The organism is Maribacter sp. (assembly GCF_016744255.1).
In the GTDB taxonomy this organism is placed as follows: Bacteria; Bacteroidota; Bacteroidia; order Flavobacteriales; family Flavobacteriaceae; genus Maribacter_B.
Window position 1 is genome coordinate 1 of the sequence record NZ_JADGES010000010.1, and the last position, 17,405, is coordinate 17,405.

Consider the following 17,405-nt stretch of genomic DNA (forward strand, 5'->3'; position numbering starts at 1 on the left):
TATTAATTTTAAAAGGTCTAGTGATAAATCCAAAATTTTCTTTTTAACAAAGATTAAACTATAATACTAATTCTCACACAAGTTTTGTGCTTGATCCAATTTAATTCTCCCAAAGGAGAAAATAAAAATATCTTTAGCTGAATTTTTTAGTGAAATCTTCGACTATACTTTCAATTCTATCATTTTGAGCTTTTTTTTCTAGGATTATTGGCGGCGCTTTACGGACGCTACAATCTGCAATCTCACATCGCTCACAAGTAACTCCTACGTCTAGTCTGGTAATATTGGGGTTCTTTAAAAAATTAATCTTTCTACGTAGCTGCTTATTAACCAACAAACCAATACTAATACTACGATATTGATCTTTCTTAAAGGGATCTTTAGTGGCCGAAGAAAATACAATATACTCTAAATCATTTTCTGGATAATGTGAAATTTGTGCCTGAAGCACATGCTCTTCGCCACTACTACTTATTTCTTCTAAAACCTTTAAGGACGCCCAACGGCGGCAATATTTTTCATTAGTCTCATTTCCATGCGGTAAATGTTGGTGCGACAAATGTAGTTCCTTATTTAAGTGAAATTTTGCACTTCCTTTTTTATACGTGAATCTTAAAAAAAACAAATCTTGAACGTTAAAATCATTAGGCAAAATATTAGTAAGTCGTTGATAAAAAGACTCAGGCGAAGCATTATACCTATCTATAGTCTGCAACAACAATAATTTATCGAACGTTTTCTTTTGAAACAAATTTGTAAGATCATGAACCATTGCCTTCCTTGGTAATAATAAAGCACCTGCAAAATAAGATGCATAAAAATTATGTAGCACCTGATCAAAATTCTCAAACTTAATCCAAGAAAATGTATACAACCGCTCTGTTATTTTTAAGTAGTTGTAAGCTATCTCTTTTGCATAAATAAATGCACGTTGTGCGTCATCAATTTGGCTAGCCAATAACAAAACCTTTGTTTTCGGAATAAAAACGGAACGTAAACTCCCCAATTCCTTATGCTTACGGAGTTCCGTCGTATTTATAGTATACCCATATTCTTCTACAAGAATATCTTTTAAATCCTTATAATCTATAGGGGTACTTAAATCTATATGATAAGCTTCTGCGAAAGCTAAAACCTTATCCTCTAAATCTCCAAAGAAATTATTATTCGCCTGCTGAAAAGAACGCACAGAAGCTAAGTAAAAATTCTCTTTACTAAAACTATAATGCTGCGCAATTTGTATAATAGTACTTATAAACGCATTTACCTTAGCCGGAGCATTAGCAACAATATCTATTAAATTACTTTCTTTAATACCGAATAGCTCCACTGGTATCTCCTTTAGAATCTTAGATTGTAATATCTCCCCTATCGGGGCCAAATTTTTATCTAGCTTTAAGGATACAAAATGATCATAAGGCACATCTAATTTCTCAGAAAGCAAAACTATTTTATCCGTTTTAGGATACTTCTTTCCTTTTTCAATTTCGTTTAGATACGATTTAGACAAGCCAGAAAGTTTCGATAACCCAAATAGAGAAAGGTTTTTATCTGTTCGTATCTGCTTGAGCTTCAACCCAAATATTAATTTTATGTATTCTTCTTCCATAATTCTTAATCAAAGATAGTAAATTTTGCGAATATCATATTTTTTGTGGATATAATTACTTTTAGCGAACGTTCGCTTTTTTTGATAAGAACTTTTTTATACCATTGTATATCTAAAACATAAATAGTTATGGAATACAACACTAAAACAATGTCCACAAAATGGCAATTTAGCCATGACGTTAAAAATTACTACCCTAAGGTATTAACCGATGAAGCAATGACCTTTTTAACAGCATTGCAAGAACAGTTTAATGAAGAGAGGGGTAACCTCTTAAGAAGGAGAAATCTACAACAAGATTCATTTGACACGGGAAAATTTCCTGAATTCCCTATTGAAACAGAAAACATTAGAGAATCGGATTGGATTGCGGCACCAACACCAAATGATTTACTAGATCGTAGAGTAGAAATAACAGGCCCTGTAGATCGTAAAATGATTATCAACGCACTAAACTCTGGAGCTAAGACTTTTATGGCAGATTTTGAAGATAGCAATGCTCCTTCATGGTCTAACTGTATAGAAGGCCAACAAAACTTAATGGATGCCAATAAAAGAACCATTGATTTTTTGGATACTGAAAAGAACAAAACATATGTACTAAACAAAGAAACAGCAGTGTTATTGGTAAGACCTAGAGGGCTTCATTTAAATGAACGTCATATTCTTATTGGAAATTCTGAAATGTCTGCAAGCTTATTTGATTTTGGGCTTTATGTTTTTCATAATACAAAAACTAGAATGGCAAACAACACCGCCCCATACTTTTATCTTCCAAAATTGGAACACTATTTAGAAGCTCGTTGGTGGAATAAAGTTTTTGAATTTGCTCAAGAATATCTTAACGTACCATCCAGAACATTCAAAACTACGGTATTAGTTGAAACCATTACTGCTAGTCACCAACTAGATGAGATTATATACGAACTCAAAAACCACATTGTAGGCTTAAATTGTGGCCGTTGGGATTATATTTTCTCTTACATTAAAAAATTTAGAAATCACCCTGATTTTGTGGTTCCTAACCGAGACCAAGTAACAATGACTTCTCCTTTTATGGATGCATACTCCAAACTAGTTATTCAACGTTGCCACAAAAGAGGTATTCATGCTATTGGAGGAATGGCGGCTCAAATTCCGATAAAAAACGACACCTCTGCCAATGCCACTGCTATGGAAAAAGTTAGGCTAGACAAAGAGCGAGAGGTTAAAAACGGCCATGATGGCACTTGGGTTGCACACCCTGCTCTTGTAGAAATTGCTATGAATGAGTTTAACAAACATATGCCAACCCCTAATCAATTACATATTACGAGGGATGATGTATCTATTTCTTCTGAAGATTTAGTAGAACTTCCCAAAGGAACAGTTACCGAAGCAGGAGTTCGTAAAAACATAAATGTAGGGGTTCTTTATTTAGAATCTTGGCTTCAAGGTAATGGTGCTGTTGCCTTATACAATTTAATGGAAGACGCGGCAACCGCGGAAATCTCAAGAACACAAATTTGGCATTGGCTTAATAAAGAGGTTATTCTTGAAGATGGCAGAAAATTTAATAGAGAATTATTTACCAAAATATTTGACGAAGAAGTAGAAAAAATCAGCACTAAAATGACTCCAGAAAAGATTAAAAACACACAATTTAAAAGGGCTTTTGATTTATTTAAAGAATTAGTATTGTCTAATGATTTTGAAGAATTCTTAACCATCCCAGCATACAAATACATTTAAAAAAAGAACCCCGCAGATGCAGCAACATCTATTACGGGATTCAAATTATTAATAAATAATAACGTAAAGCAAAATTATGAAATCTCCAGAGAAAAATAAAAGATTAGCTACAAATTGGTCCATCAACAATACGCTGCTGCACAATGAGTTTAAAAAAACCAACGTGCTGTCTCATAAAAAGTCGAAATCATTAATTACAAATTGGGCTATCAATAATACGCTTCAATGTAATGATTCTATAAAAGCTGCCAGGTTAGCATAAAAACCACAAGCTTAATTAATAAACTTTTAATACTCTTTATTATGACAAATTATAATTCGGCCATTGATGTTGTTCGCAAATTAAAGGCTAAACACGGAAATACTTGGGCTACTATAGACCCTAAAAATGCAGCGCGTATTGCTGTTCAAAACAGATTTAAAACAGGATTAGACATCGCCAAATACACCGCATCTATTATGCGTAAAGACATGGCTGATTATGATGCTAACCCTTTGAATTATACACAATCACTTGGTTGCTGGCATGGTTTTGTAGCCCAACAAAAGATGATTTCTGTAAAAAAACACCATGGCACTACCGATAAAACATACTTGTACCTTTCTGGATGGATGGTAGCAGCATTGCGTTCTGAACTAGGCCCCTTACCCGATCAGTCTATGCATGAAAAAACTGCTGTACCTAAATTAATCGAAGAAATATACACTTTCTTACGACAAGCAGATGCGGTAGAACTAAATGACCTTTTCCGTCGTCTTGATTCTGGAGAAAATATACAGACTGAGATTGATAATTTTGAAACACATGTGGTTCCAATTATAGCAGATATCGATGCTGGTTTTGGTAATGAAGAGGCAACTTATTTACTTGCTAAAAAGATGATAGAAGCTGGTGCTTGCGCCCTTCAAATTGAGAATCAAGTATCCGATGCCAAGCAATGTGGCCACCAAGATGGGAAGGTAACTGTGCCTCATGAGGATTTTATAGCAAAATTAAATTCCTTGCGTTATGCTTTCTTAGAATTAGGGATAGAGGAAGGTATTATTGTTGCTCGTACAGATTCCGAAGGCGCTGGTTTAACTCAAAAATTACCCGTATCTCTTGAAGAAGGAGACTTAGCCTCTAAATATATGAATTTTGTGGAAGCAGAAGAAGTTTCTATGAATGAGGTAAACGAGAATGATGTATTATTTAAAAGAAACGGAAAATTAGTTCGCCCTATGCGCATGTCTAATGGGCTATATAAATTTAAAGCTAACTCCAATATCGACAGAGTAGTACTAGACTGTATTACAAGTTTACAGCACGGAGCAGACTTACTATGGATAGAAACTCCCACGCCTCATGTTGGCCAAATTGCACATATGGTGAATAGAGTTAAAGAGGAAGTACCAAACGCTAAATTGGTGTACAATAACTCGCCATCTTTCAACTGGACCCTTAACTTCCGGCAGCAAGCATTTGATGCTTTAAAAGAAGCAGGTAAAGATGTATCTTCCTATAATCGATTAGAACTGATGGATGTAAAATATGATGACACAGAATTGGCAATCAAGGCAGATGAAATGATTCGTAATTTTCAAGTAGAAGCCTCTCGCCATGCAGGTGTATTTCATCACTTAATTACATTACCAACATACCATACTACCGCATTACATATGAATAATCTTGTAGAAGGATATTTTGGAGACAAAGGGATGCTAGCATATGTAGACGCTGTTCAACGCCAAGAAATACGGAAAGGCGTATCGTGTGTAAAGCACCAACGTATGGCTGGCTCTGACCTAGGGGATGACCACAAGACATTTTTTGCTGGCAGCAAGGCGTTAAAAGCTGGTGGCGAAAAAAACACAAGTAATCAATTTGAAATCAGCAAAAACAAAGAAAAACAAGAACCAGCTGTAACTAAATAAAGTTTTCTTCATAAACATAAGAGGCGGCATTATTATGTCGCCTCTTTAATAACTCAATAAAAAAATTAACTCCTTATTTAAATTGACTTGGCTACAGCTAAATTTAAATTATTAGGATGTAGACAAACACTATTTAGAATTCAGTCTACATTTTTGCACTCTACTATTTGGTTATCAAACTTTATATTTTATCTGTCACATATTCTTTACAGATAATTCTCAGGTATCCAAAATCATATTAAAAAAATATTTTTTAGTATATCTTATCCTTTTTTAGTCTAAATTTTCCGCTGAATTAATACTCAGCTTAGAATATACTTTCCATCCATAATAGGATATATAGAGAAAACACAACAAAGGCAATATGAAAGAAAAATTAACTTCGGAAACCCCGAAAATTGTAACATCATTAACAGCATGACCACCTGCATCTATAATCATCCCTTGTAAGGATGGCATTAATGCCCCTCCTACAATTGCCATAATTAAGCCTGCTGACCCTATTTTAGATTGTTCCTCGGTTAAGTCTCCTAAAGCTATTCCGTAAATTGTAGGAAACATTAATGACATGCAAAAGGATACTCCCACCAAACAATATAACCCAATCATATTTTGCAGAAATATAGTTCCTAAAATAAAGCATATAGCCAATAGAGCAAAGTTCATTAGCAATTTACCTGGACTTAAGTATCTTAATAATGCAGTACCTATAACCCTTCCTATAACAAATAAAACAAAAGCTATAATTTGATAATAAAAACCGTCCTTAACTGTTTCATACCCAAATATTGTAACAGAGCTTTCTGTAAAAACCCCTAAGCCCTCCAATCCTTCTACGTATTGATAAATATATGTCCAACACATTATTTGTGCCCCGACATACAAAATCTGTGCTAGCACTCCCAAGGCATACTTCTTATTAGCAAATAACACTTTAAATGTTTCTTTTATACTTGGCATTGCATCTTCCGAAGAATTTTGCGGCATTTTACTAATTAAAAACAAGATAAAAAAGCCAATCAAAACTAATCCAAGAATTACATATGGATCCCGAATAACTGCTAAATCTGCCGCTCTTATTGCTGCACGTTTTACACTATCTAAAGATGCAAAATCTGCTATATTGTCCGATTGTAATTTTTCTGCAACAAAAACCTTCGCTATTATTATTCCCGCAATTAAACCTACAGGATTAAACGCTTGCGCTAAATTTAACCGCTGTGTTGCTGTTTCTTTTGCCCCCATGGCTAAAGCATAAGGATTTGCAGCTGTTTCTAAAAAAGCCAAACCAAAAGTGAGTATATATAGCCCCAAACAGAAAAAACCAAATTGCTCTGTAATTGCTGCAGGATAGAATAACAAAGCTCCAGTCGCAAACAAAGCCAAACCAATTAGTATTCCTACTTTATAAGAATACTTTCTCATGAACATTGCTGCTGGTAATGCCATACAAAAATACCCTCCATAGAAGGCCATTTGCACCAAAGATGCCTTAGTGTTAGAAAGCTCCAAAACTTTTTTAAATGCATTTACCATTGGATCGGTTACTGCATTTGCAAATCCCCACAATGCAAATAAAGAGGTTATTAACACAAATGGAATTAAAAATTCTTTAGATACTACAGCTGGCTTATTAGTGTTTTTCATAAAAACATTTATTTTCTAATTTTATTAAAACGAAAGTTAAAATTATAAGTATTAAAAATAACCCATGAACTACCCTATTTAAAAAAAATACTACCAACAACAAAAATCAGAATATGAGTGACTCTTAATTGGCTAAAAAAATACTCTTTGGTATTATTCTGAGGAGACTATTTTGCTGATTTCTCTATCTCGTTGGTATCTTTTTGTAATCCTCCTCTTATTATTTTAGTGCAAAAAAATTATATTATAAAAAACAAAAGTCGATTAACATTCTTATAAGAGTAATTTAGCAAAGCTACTATTCTAAAAATAGTTATAATTATAAAGAATATTTTTCATGGCATATAGCTCTTCTTTTAAACACAAAAAATTACGCTACCAAACAAGATGCTTCGACTTAAACAACAGAAAAAGAAAACTTAGCATGTTCCTAGTCTAACGAAAATGTGATCATACGCAATTTCTCACATTTAAGAGGTAATAAGTTTTGAGATAAGAACTAGCTTTTTATCTTTGCGAGGCAATATTTAAATTGCCCACGTGGCGGAATTGGTAGACGCGCTACCTTGAGGGGGTAGTGTTCGCAAGGATGTGCTAGTTCGAATCTAGTCGTGGGCACAAAAAAGCCTTAATTATTATATAATTAAGGCTTTTATTTTTATTCCATTTTATTTGTAGAGAAAACTTAAAATTTTCTATTTGGATCAAAAAGAGTAGTGTCTAACGTTGTTTTTTTACTATCTATAATTTCCGAAACTAACTTCCCTGTTGCTGGACCCAAGCTCCAACCCATCATTGCATGTCCTGTTGCAAAGATTAAATTCTTATACTCTTTAGATCTTCCAATATATGGTAATCCATCAGGAGAGACAGGGCGCAAACCTGTTTTTACATTGCTCTTCTCATTCTCATTAATTACAATTCCTGGATAAAAATCATGCGCTCCCTTTGCTATAGCTTCTACTCTTTCTTTCCTTACATCTGAATTTATACCTGAAAATTCCATTGTACCAGCAAAACGCGTAAATCCTTGCATTGGAGTTACAGCTAATTTAGATTCCATTAAAATTGCAGGAATAGTTATTCCTGTTGGCCTCTCTACATTAATACTATATCCTTTCCCTGCTTGAACAGGTAATTGAATCTTAAGTTTTTTTGCTAAGTTTCCACTCCATGAACCAGCAGCTAAAATTACTTCATCTCCAAAATAAACTCCTCTACTGGTGATTATTTCATTTATTACATCTCCATTCTTCTTTATATCTAGAACCTCTTCATTGTTTTTTATAGAAACGCCTACCGCTTTTAAATAGGCGAGCATTTTCTTCATAAATTGATTAGGCGTAGTATGCCCATCACATTGATAATGAATAGCTCCTTTAACGTCCATTTCTATATTTGGTTCAAGAGCATGCAACTCTGCATTGCTTAATTCTGAGACCTCTAAACCTAGGGCTTTTGCTTTGTTTGCTATTTGCAACTCGTGCTCGCCTTCTTTTTCACTCTTAAAAAGCATTAAAAGACCTTTGCGCTCCAGTTGAAAATCTTCTAAGTCTTGAGAGTTTTTAATATCTTGAAACAGCTCTCTACTGAATACGTTTATATCTTTTATTACAGGGATTGCTTTCTCCACTTTTTCTTTAGTAGATGATTTATGAAAATACCAAGACCATTTAAAAAAGTCTATATCCCAACGTGGTTTCATATAAAAAGGGCTAGAAGAATTAAACATCCATTTAACCCCTTTAAGCATCATTCCTGGAGCAGCCAATGGTACAATATGGCTTGGTGTTATATATCCTGCATTTATAAATGACGCTCCCTCTGAAATGTCTGATTTATCTATTACTGTAACTTTATGTCCTTCTTTTTGCAAATAATAAGCAGAACATAACCCAATAATTCCCCCTCCAATAATAATTATATTTTTACTCATATCTAAATCACTTGAAATCCAAATGCGTATGGGTCATCTTGGTCATCTATCGTAATAGTATTATGTCCAAATATTTTAGCCCAACCTTGAATACTAGGAATAATAGCCGTTTTTCCGTGCAATGTAGTTTCTTCTTCTACACAACCAATAAAAGTACTACCAATATAACTTTCGTGAATATATTTTTCTCCTTTTTTAAGTTCTCCTTTAGCATGCAATTGAGCTAATCTTGCTGATGTACCTGTTCCGCATGGGCTCCTATCAATAGCCTTATCTCCATAAAACACAGCATTTCTTCCCGAAGATGTATCGGCTATCGGGTTCCCTGTCCATAGTAAATGTGTAACATCTTTTATTGTACTATTATCTGGATGTATAAATTTATCCTGATATTTTGCATTGATTCGTTCTCTTACAACTTGAGAATACTGTATAATTTTACTTGCTGTAAAATTATGAATCCCAGAATAATTCTTTTGGGGATCTACAATAGCATAATAATTTCCACCGTAGGCAACATCAAAAGTAATTTCTCCTAATTCTGGGCAATCTACAGTTAAACCTTCAGCTGCCAAATAACTTTTAACATTTGTTAGTTTAACCCACTCTACCTTTTTACCTGTTTTTTTATACTCAATATTAACAAGACCTGCTGGCGCCTCCATTCTGATTTTACCTGGAATTTTCGGCGTAATTAAACCTTCTTCAATAGCAATGGTAATGGTACCAATGGTACCATGACCACACATTGGCAAACAGCCAGATGTTTCTATAAATAATATTGCAAAATCATTTTCAGGGTTATGCGGAGGGTATAATATACTACCACTCATCATATCATGACCTCTTGGTTCGTACATTAATCCTTTTCGGATCCAGTCATATTCTTTTAAAAAATGCTGTCTCTTTTCACTCATAGAGGCCCCTATTAAATTAGGACCTCCACTTTTTATAACTCTAACAGGATTACCACACGTATGAGCATCGATACAAACAAAAGTACTTTTAGACATATCTTAACTAATTATATTTATCCTATATTTTTATTTGAAAAATTACCATCAACATATCTAAAAATTTGTAATGGATTTTCGTTTTGCAGCTCCTGAGGTAATAAATCATTTGGCCAATTTTGATATGCAACTGGTCTTACCCATCTTTCAATAGATCTAACCCCTACGGATGTAAATCGACTATCTGTTGTTGCTGGAAAAGGACCACCGTGCTGCATGGAAGAACAAACCTCTACCCCAGTTGGGGCTCCATTAAAAATAATTCTTCCAACTCTATTTTTTAGTGCTTCAACGATAGACCCAAAATCCTTAAGTTCCTGAGCATTACCCAAAATTGTTCCTGTCAATTGTCCCTCTAATTGTTTTAGAATATTCTCTAGTTCTAAATAATCTTTACATTCTACTACAATCGAAAACGGACCAAAAACTTCTCTATGCAAAGTGGAGTTTTTAAAAAACTCTGCTCCCAATACTCTTAGAACTTTTGCTGCACCAAAATTGACAGTAGCATTTTCAGAATAACTTGCTACAACATCCACATTTTTTTGTGCTGACAACTCGTTTTTTCCGCTTTCAAAAGCATTATAAATATTAGGATGAAGCATACAACTTGGCTCCACTTTTGACACCTCTCTCCCTAAAGCATCTATAAAACTATTTAGAGAGTCTCCTTTTACACCTAGGATTAACCCTGGATTAGTACAAAATTGTCCTGATCCCATTGTAATTGAGTTAGCATATACATTAGCCCATTTATCATTTTCATTCTCTATGGCTGATGGTAAAATAACTACAGGATTTACACTTCCCATTTCCGCAAAAACTGGAATTGGCTCCTCGCGTTCATTAGCCATTTTACTCAATGCTGTACCTCCTTTTATACTTCCTGTAAAACCGACCCCTTTAACCATTGGATGAAGAACTAATTGCCTACCAACATCAAAGCCTTTGCTGTTTAAATTAGAAAACACTCCGTTTGGCATCCCCGTTAAACTTGCTGCTTTTAAGACTGCTGAAGCAACAAGTTCGCTAGTACCGGCATGCATAGGATGGCTCTTTACTATCACGGGACAACCAGATGCTAGTGCACTTGCTGTATCGCCTCCTGCAGTTGAAAAAGCCAAAGGAAAGTTACTAGCTCCGAAAACAACTATTGGCCCAATAGGACTAAACATTTTACGTAAATCGACCTTAGGCATAGGCGCTCTATCTGGCTGACTAGTGTCAATAGATGCTTCTACCCACGAACCATCTTCTAAAAGTTGTGCAAATGCAAGTAACTGCCCAATAGTACGGCCTCTTTCACCTATTGCTCGTCCTTCTGGCAAGCCAGATTCTGCCATATAAGTTTCTATAAGAGTACTTCCTAGGAGTTCTATCTCTTTAGCTATAGCTCTTAAAAACTCAGCCTTTTTTATTCCTGAAAAATTCTTATACGTTTTAAATGCATCAGAAGCTAAGGAGACAGCTTCATTTACCTCCTCTTTATTTGCTTCATAAAACGTCCAATCTGTTTCCAAATTTAATTTTGGATTAAACGTTTTATACGCTATATTTCCTTCTTTCGATTCTTTACTTCCTATATAATTAGCTCCCGATATCATTTTCAATACAACTTTAGTTTATTTCCAAAAATAAAAAACACTCCTTTAACTTTTACCTTATGGTGCTTCTTTTTTATAATAATTAATGAATTAAAATTATTTCATTAATTATTTAAATTCTTATAATCTGGCAATTGTGGCCTTGTAGCCATTGCTTCTTCTATTACCTGTATAACTCTTTCTCTTTCTTCCCCTACTAAAGGTAATCTAGGAGCTCTTACATTCTCAGAACCAATTTTAGTATATACAGACGCTAATTTAATATTCTGTACCAGTTGCGGATTAATGTCTAATTCTAATACAGGTAAAAACCATCTGTAAATTTCTAAAGCTTCTTTGATTCTCCCTACTTTTAGTAATTCGTAAATAGCTACAGTTTCGGCAGGAAATGCATCTACTAAACCAGCTACCCAGCCATCTGCTCCAATAAGCAAGCTTTCAACAGCCAAAGTATCTACACCTACCATAATAGCTAAACGATCACCAAATCTTCTTTTTATTCGTGTTATATTAGTTGTGTCTCTGGTTGACTCTTTTACAGCCTGTATATTTGGACAAGCATCTAATAACTCAGCAAACATATCTAAAGTAACCTCTATTTTATAATCTACAGGGTTATTATAAATCATAATTGGTAATGATGTGCTATTTGCAACTGCTTTAAAGTAAGCTACAACCTCCGCATCATTAGCTTTATAACGCATAGGTGGCAACATCATTAAACCCTTTGCACCATCTTGCTCTGCTGTATGTGCCAAAGCAATTGCTGCTTTAGTAGTTTGCTCAGCGATATTCATAAGAACAGGAACTTTTCCGTTCACAAATGCTACTGTTTCTTTAGTAAGAATACTTCTTTCTTCATCAGATAAAGTACTTGCTTCTCCTAAAGTACCTCCCAAAACAATACCATGCACTCCTGCATCTAATTGGGCCTTTAAGTTTATTTTAAATAATTCTAAATCCAACTCATCATTAGACTTAAATTGTGTTGTTACTGCTGGCATTACGCCTTTCCATTCTATGCTCATTATAAATAATTATGAAGTTTAGACTACAAAGGTATTTACTTTTGAAAACAACAAGTAATCAAAAATTATCCTATATTTAGACTATATTACCTTGTTTACAGATATCCTAAAGATATTTAGCTAATATTAACGCAACGCTTTAATGAAAATTTACCCATTTAAGATTCCAAAACCCAAGAAAAAGAATTTAATTATACAGGTTGATGAGGGTTCTTCTTTTTATGATAAATTACATCAACATGAAGAAATTCAAATTAGTCTTATTATTCAAGGAAAGGGCAAATTGATAATAGCAGATAGTATTCATCCATTTACCAATGGAGATATATTTATCATAGGAAGCCAATGCCCTCATTTATTTCAAAATACAAATAAAAGCCTTTCTAAAGTAGCTATGATTTCGATATTTTTTACCAAAAATTCTTTTGGGAAACAATTCTTCCTCATTCCTGAGATGAAAGAAATTCGCTCTTTCTTTGAACAATCGGACAAAGGGTTTTCTCCTATATCAAAAATATCTTCTATAAATAAACTTATTTTATCTCTACCAAAAGCTAATCCATTTGATAGATTCTTAACCTTCTTTAAATTACTAAAAAAACTACGTAAGTGTAAAACAAAAACACTTACCCATTTTGTATACCCCAAAGAAATATCTAACAACGAAGGTAATCGCATGCAATTAGTATATACATTTGTATTAGATAATTTTCAAAATGAAATTAGCTTGGAACATATTGCCCATTTAGCATACATGACACCTAATTCATTTTGCCGTTTCTTTAAGCAACGTACCAACAAAACTTTTTTTCAATTTTTAATAGAACTCAGAGTGGAGCATGCATGTCAGCTTCTAAACTCGCCTAAAGGAAAATCTATAAGCGAAATATCCTTTGCTTCTGGGTTTAAATCCATTTCTAATTTCAATCGAAAGTTTAAATCTATTAAAGGAGTTACACCTAGCAATTACATACTTAGTTTAAATAGTAATAGTTAAATAACACCTATAGATAGAAAATATGACACTACTTCCCTTTTAAATTCTAAAACTAAAAGGGTATTTTCTTTTACTCTTCTGCTATCTATTGTTGTATAAACTATGTAACAAATCTATCGTAGTAGTACTATTCCAATCTGCAGCTCCTGTTTTTTCTACTACAATATTACCTTCCTTGTCCAAAATAAAGGTTGTCGGAATTCTATCCGATTCAAGCTCCTTTGGACTTTTAGATTTCTGATAATAAACAGGAAAAGTAAACTTATTTTTTTTCATATAAGCTTCTACCTTATCGTGGTCATCCTGTGCGATACATAAAAATATTACCTCGCTTCCAAATGAAGAGTACAACTTCTGAATACTTGGCATCTCTGCAACACAAGATGGACACCATGTTGCCCACATATTAATAAACACGACCTTTCCTTTAGCTGTATTTAAATTAAAATTAGTATTCTCAGAGCTATGTAAATCCCAATTATAATCTGCAACACGTTTTTGATTCGGTTTTTCTACTACGCTTGGGCTAAAAGAAATTAACCTATTAACATGTACTTTAATCTGAAAACCTAATGGAGTAAATAGCAACACAACAATAAAAACAACAAACAGAATATTACCAATATGTTTTTTATCTATTCTCATTCTACTCTTTAATTACTATATCTAATAAATTAGATATAGTAGTATTATCCCAATCAGCAATACTCTCCTCTTTAACTAGTATTTCTCCTTTTTTACTTAAAATATAAGATGCTGGTGGCTCTAAAATATCTAAAGGGGCTTTTTCTCCAATAATTAAATACGTAACAGGGAATGTAAATTTATTTTTAATCATAAACTCTTCAACAGGAGGCCTTTCTTCATCTGTTATTATATAAAAATCTACTTCTCCTTTATATGTATTATATACTTCTTGAATCTCTTGTAACTCTGCAGCACAAGGCAACCGCCATGAAGCCCAAAAATTTATAAAAACAACATTGCCTTTAGATTTATCAAAATTAATATAATCCCATTTCGAATTTTTTAATTGCCAATCGTAATTAGCAATTCGTTCTCTATTCTCAGGTAGAATTATTTCTGGAGTTTGCGCCAATAACCTATTTAGCCAAACTTTTCCGTAATAGCCTATTGGAGTAACAAAAAATGAAACTACAAGTGCAATTAGCAATACATTAATTACTGTTTTTTTAGTCATAAACATTTTTAAAAGAGTCTACCAAAACTAAAAAACTCCTGATAAAATTCAGGAGTTTTTACTAAATATTTAAAGCTAGTAATTAACTAGCATTTTCTTTTTTAATTACATTTAAAGCAGAACCTTCTTTATACCATTCAATTTGTGCATCGTTATATGTATGGTTAACGGCAATAACATCCTTACTTCCGTCTGCATGAACAACTTCAATTGTTAATTGCTTACCTGGAGCAAACTCTGAAATATCAATAAAATTAAAAGTATCGTCTTCTTTAATTAAATCATAATCTGCTTCATTAGAAAATGTTAACCCAAGCATACCTTGCTTCTTAAGGTTGGTCTCATGTATACGAGCAAAAGATTTTACTAATACCGCAGCAACACCTAAATGACGAGGCTCCATTGCTGCGTGCTCTCTAGAAGAACCTTCTCCGTAGTTATGATCACCCACAACAATAGTTTTTATTCCGGCTGCTTTATAAGCACGTGCTGTATCAGGCACACCACCAAAATCACCCGTTAATTGGTTTTTAACAAAATTAGTCTTGTGACCAAAAGCATTAACAGCACCGATTAAACAGTTGTTCGATATATTATCTAAATGGCCACGGAAACGCAACCAAGGCCCTGCCATAGAAATATGGTCTGTAGTACATTTTCCAAAAGCCTTGATTAACAATTTAACACCCATTAAACTTTCGTCTTTTATAGGGGCAAATGGCACTAATAATTGTAATCTTTCAGAATCCTCAGCAACTTTAACAATAACACCAGAACCATCTTCACCTGGAGCTAAATATCCTGCATCTTCTACTTCAAATCCTTTTGGAGGTAATTCCCACCCTGTTGGTTCATCAAACATTACTTCTTCACCTTTTTCATTGATTAGTTTATCCGTCATAGGATTAAAATCTAATCTACCTGCAATAGCTATAGCTGCTGTAATTTCAGGCGAAGCTACAAAGGCGTGTGTATTTGGATTACCATCAGCACGTTTTGCAAAGTTTCTATTAAAAGAATGTACAATACTGTTTTTCGGTGCATTCTTTGGATCACTATATCTTGCCCATTGACCAATACATGGCCCACAGGCATTGGTGAATATTTTAGCGTTTAAGTTTTCGAAAACCTCTAAAATCCCATCTCTGTCCGCAGTAAAGCGAACTTGCTCAGAACCAGGATTAATCCCTAATTCTGCTTTCATTTTTATTCCTTTATCAATAGCTTGTTGTGCAATTGAAGACGCTCTAGATAAATCTTCATAAGAAGAATTTGTACAAGAACCAATTAACCCCCATTCTACAACTAAAGGCCATTCATTTTTTGTTGCCTTTTCCGTCATATCTGCACCAACTTTAGTTGATAAATCCGGTGTAAAAGGACCGTTTAATAAAGGTGTTAATTCTGATAAGTTAATTTCAATAACCTCATCAAAATATTTTTCTGGATTTTCATAAACCTCAGCATCACCAGTTAAATATTCTTTAACTTCATTTGCTGCATCAGCAATATCTGCTCTATCTGTAGCTCTTAAATAGCGCTCCATAGAATCATCATAACCAAAAGTAGAAGTCGTTGCTCCTATTTCAGCACCCATATTACAAATAGTTCCTTTACCTGTACATGACAAAGATAAAGCACCAGAACCAAAATATTCTACAATTGCTCCTGTTCCTCCTTTTGCGGTTAAAATTTCTGCGACTTTTAATATAACATCTTTAGGTGCAGTCCAACCAGAAATTGTTCCTATTAACTTAATACCTATTAATTTTGGAAATTTAAGTTCCCATGCCATACCTGCCATAACATCTACAGCATCTGCACCACCTACACCAATAGCAAGCATGCCTAAACCACCAGCGTTTACCGTATGAGAATCGGTACCAATCATCATTCCACCAGGGAATGCATAATTTTCTAATACTACTTGGTGAATAATACCTGCTCCTGGTTTCCAGAAACCTATACCGTATTTATTAGAAACAGACTCTAAAAAATTAAAAACCTCAGCACTAGTAGTGTTAGCCGATTTTAAATCTACTGCTGCACCACTTTTTGCTTGAATTAAATGATCACAATGTACCGTTGTAGGCACTGCAACTTTAGATTTACCAGCTTGCATAAATTGTAATAATGCCATTTGTGCTGTTGCATCTTGACATGCAATACGGTCAGGAGCAAAATCTACATAGTCTTTTCCTCTTACAAATGCCTTATCTGCATTTCCATCCCATAGATGAGAGTATAAAATCTTTTCTGCTAAAGTCAAAGGCTTCCCAACAACATTTCTTGCAGCATCTACTCTTTCTGCCATGCTGGAATACACACCTCTAATCATATCAATATCAAATGCCATAAGATTTATATTTTTTTATTCAATTTTATAAGTACTACAATATACAAAATTATAGAAGGATTATAAAAAGAATTTCTTACCCTGAAAGCTTTTAAAAATGATACAATAAGAGTCGTTGTTCGGAAAGAAGAAATTGTAAAAATAGATTTAGAATTTAGTCCATTCATCCTCCCTATAAAAACAAAAGAACCTATTTTACTTTTCAGTTTTAGCGTAAATTTAAAATGCTTATCAATTAATAAGCCCTACAAAATATATTTTTAGACAACTTCAACCAACATTCGTTTTAATGCTTTTTCAAGACTAGAAAAAATATGAATAAATTAAAGAAGAAAAATAATACTTAATATATGACATAAAAAAAGCCCG

The 17,405-nt window shown here is 33.7% G+C and carries 12 protein-coding genes and 1 tRNA gene; 4 read left to right on the top strand and 9 right to left on the bottom strand.

Annotation, left to right across the window (positions count from 1 at the left end):
* Window positions 1–133 precede the first annotated feature (133 nt).
* Window positions 134–1,609 carry a helix-turn-helix transcriptional regulator gene (locus tag QZZ51_RS03080; protein ID WP_291865716.1) on the bottom strand — a complete coding sequence of 492 codons (1,476 nt, stop codon included), beginning with the start codon at window positions 1,607–1,609 and terminating at the stop codon, window positions 134–136.
* Window positions 1,610–1,738: 129 nt separating this feature from the next.
* Here QZZ51_RS03080 and aceB point away from each other — a divergent pair, with 129 nt between their 5' ends.
* Together aceB and QZZ51_RS03090 are read left to right on the top strand one after the other, a co-directional pair.
* Window positions 1,739–3,340: a malate synthase A gene (aceB, locus tag QZZ51_RS03085; RefSeq protein ID WP_291865719.1), complete on the top strand. Its 1,602-nt coding sequence runs from the start codon at window positions 1,739–1,741 to the stop codon at window positions 3,338–3,340.
* Window positions 3,341–3,643: 303 nt separating this feature from the next.
* Window positions 3,644–5,254, top strand: coding sequence for an isocitrate lyase (locus QZZ51_RS03090; RefSeq protein WP_291865721.1), 1,611 nt, complete (start codon window positions 3,644–3,646; stop codon window positions 5,252–5,254).
* Window positions 5,255–5,527: 273 nt separating this feature from the next.
* Here QZZ51_RS03090 and fucP read toward each other — a convergent pair whose 3' ends face one another.
* Complete coding sequence (fucP, locus tag QZZ51_RS03095) at window positions 5,528–6,901, bottom strand: L-fucose:H+ symporter permease (RefSeq protein WP_291865724.1); 1,374 nt, start codon at window positions 6,899–6,901, stop codon at window positions 5,528–5,530.
* Window positions 6,902–7,435: 534 nt separating this feature from the next.
* On the opposite strand from fucP, the gene QZZ51_RS03100 reads away from it, so the two are divergent.
* Window positions 7,436–7,519: transfer RNA gene (locus QZZ51_RS03100), tRNA-Leu, on the top strand.
* A 67-nt stretch (window positions 7,520–7,586) separates the two neighbouring features.
* On the opposite strand, the gene QZZ51_RS03105 is transcribed toward QZZ51_RS03100, so the two are convergent.
* The 4 genes from QZZ51_RS03105 to QZZ51_RS03120 all read right to left on the bottom strand — a co-directional run bounded on the left by QZZ51_RS03105 (window position 7,587) and on the right by QZZ51_RS03120 (window position 12,482).
* Window positions 7,587–8,837, bottom strand: coding sequence for an FAD-dependent oxidoreductase (locus tag QZZ51_RS03105; protein ID WP_291865727.1), 1,251 nt, complete (start codon window positions 8,835–8,837; stop codon window positions 7,587–7,589).
* 2 nt (window positions 8,838–8,839) lie between these two features.
* Window positions 8,840–9,850 (bottom strand): 4-hydroxyproline epimerase, encoded by a 1,011-nt coding sequence (locus QZZ51_RS03110; RefSeq protein WP_291865730.1) that lies wholly within the window; start codon window positions 9,848–9,850, stop codon window positions 8,840–8,842.
* 17 nt (window positions 9,851–9,867) lie between these two features.
* Window positions 9,868–11,454, bottom strand: a complete 1,587-nt coding sequence (locus tag QZZ51_RS03115; protein WP_291865840.1) for an aldehyde dehydrogenase (NADP(+)) — start codon at window positions 11,452–11,454, stop codon at window positions 9,868–9,870.
* Between the two features lie 104 nt (window positions 11,455–11,558).
* Window positions 11,559–12,482, bottom strand: coding sequence for a dihydrodipicolinate synthase family protein (locus tag QZZ51_RS03120; protein ID WP_291865732.1), 924 nt, complete (start codon window positions 12,480–12,482; stop codon window positions 11,559–11,561).
* A gap of 142 nt (window positions 12,483–12,624) precedes the next feature.
* On the opposite strand from QZZ51_RS03120, the gene QZZ51_RS03125 reads away from it, so the two are divergent.
* Window positions 12,625–13,479 (top strand): AraC family transcriptional regulator, encoded by an 855-nt coding sequence (locus tag QZZ51_RS03125; protein ID WP_291865734.1) that lies wholly within the window; start codon window positions 12,625–12,627, stop codon window positions 13,477–13,479.
* 81 nt (window positions 13,480–13,560) lie between these two features.
* Here the strand turns inward: QZZ51_RS03125 and QZZ51_RS03130 are convergent, their stop codons facing one another.
* The 3 genes from QZZ51_RS03130 to QZZ51_RS03140 form a co-directional block, all read right to left on the bottom strand.
* Complete coding sequence (locus tag QZZ51_RS03130; protein WP_291865737.1) at window positions 13,561–14,124, bottom strand: TlpA disulfide reductase family protein; 564 nt, start codon at window positions 14,122–14,124, stop codon at window positions 13,561–13,563.
* A 1-nt stretch (window position 14,125) separates the two neighbouring features.
* Window positions 14,126–14,680 carry a TlpA disulfide reductase family protein gene (locus QZZ51_RS03135; protein ID WP_366511942.1) on the bottom strand — a complete coding sequence of 185 codons (555 nt, stop codon included), beginning with the start codon at window positions 14,678–14,680 and terminating at the stop codon, window positions 14,126–14,128.
* Window positions 14,681–14,762: 82 nt separating this feature from the next.
* Window positions 14,763–17,036 carry an aconitate hydratase gene (locus tag QZZ51_RS03140; protein WP_291865743.1) on the bottom strand — a complete coding sequence of 758 codons (2,274 nt, stop codon included), beginning with the start codon at window positions 17,034–17,036 and terminating at the stop codon, window positions 14,763–14,765.
* Window positions 17,037–17,405: the final 369 nt, after the last annotated feature.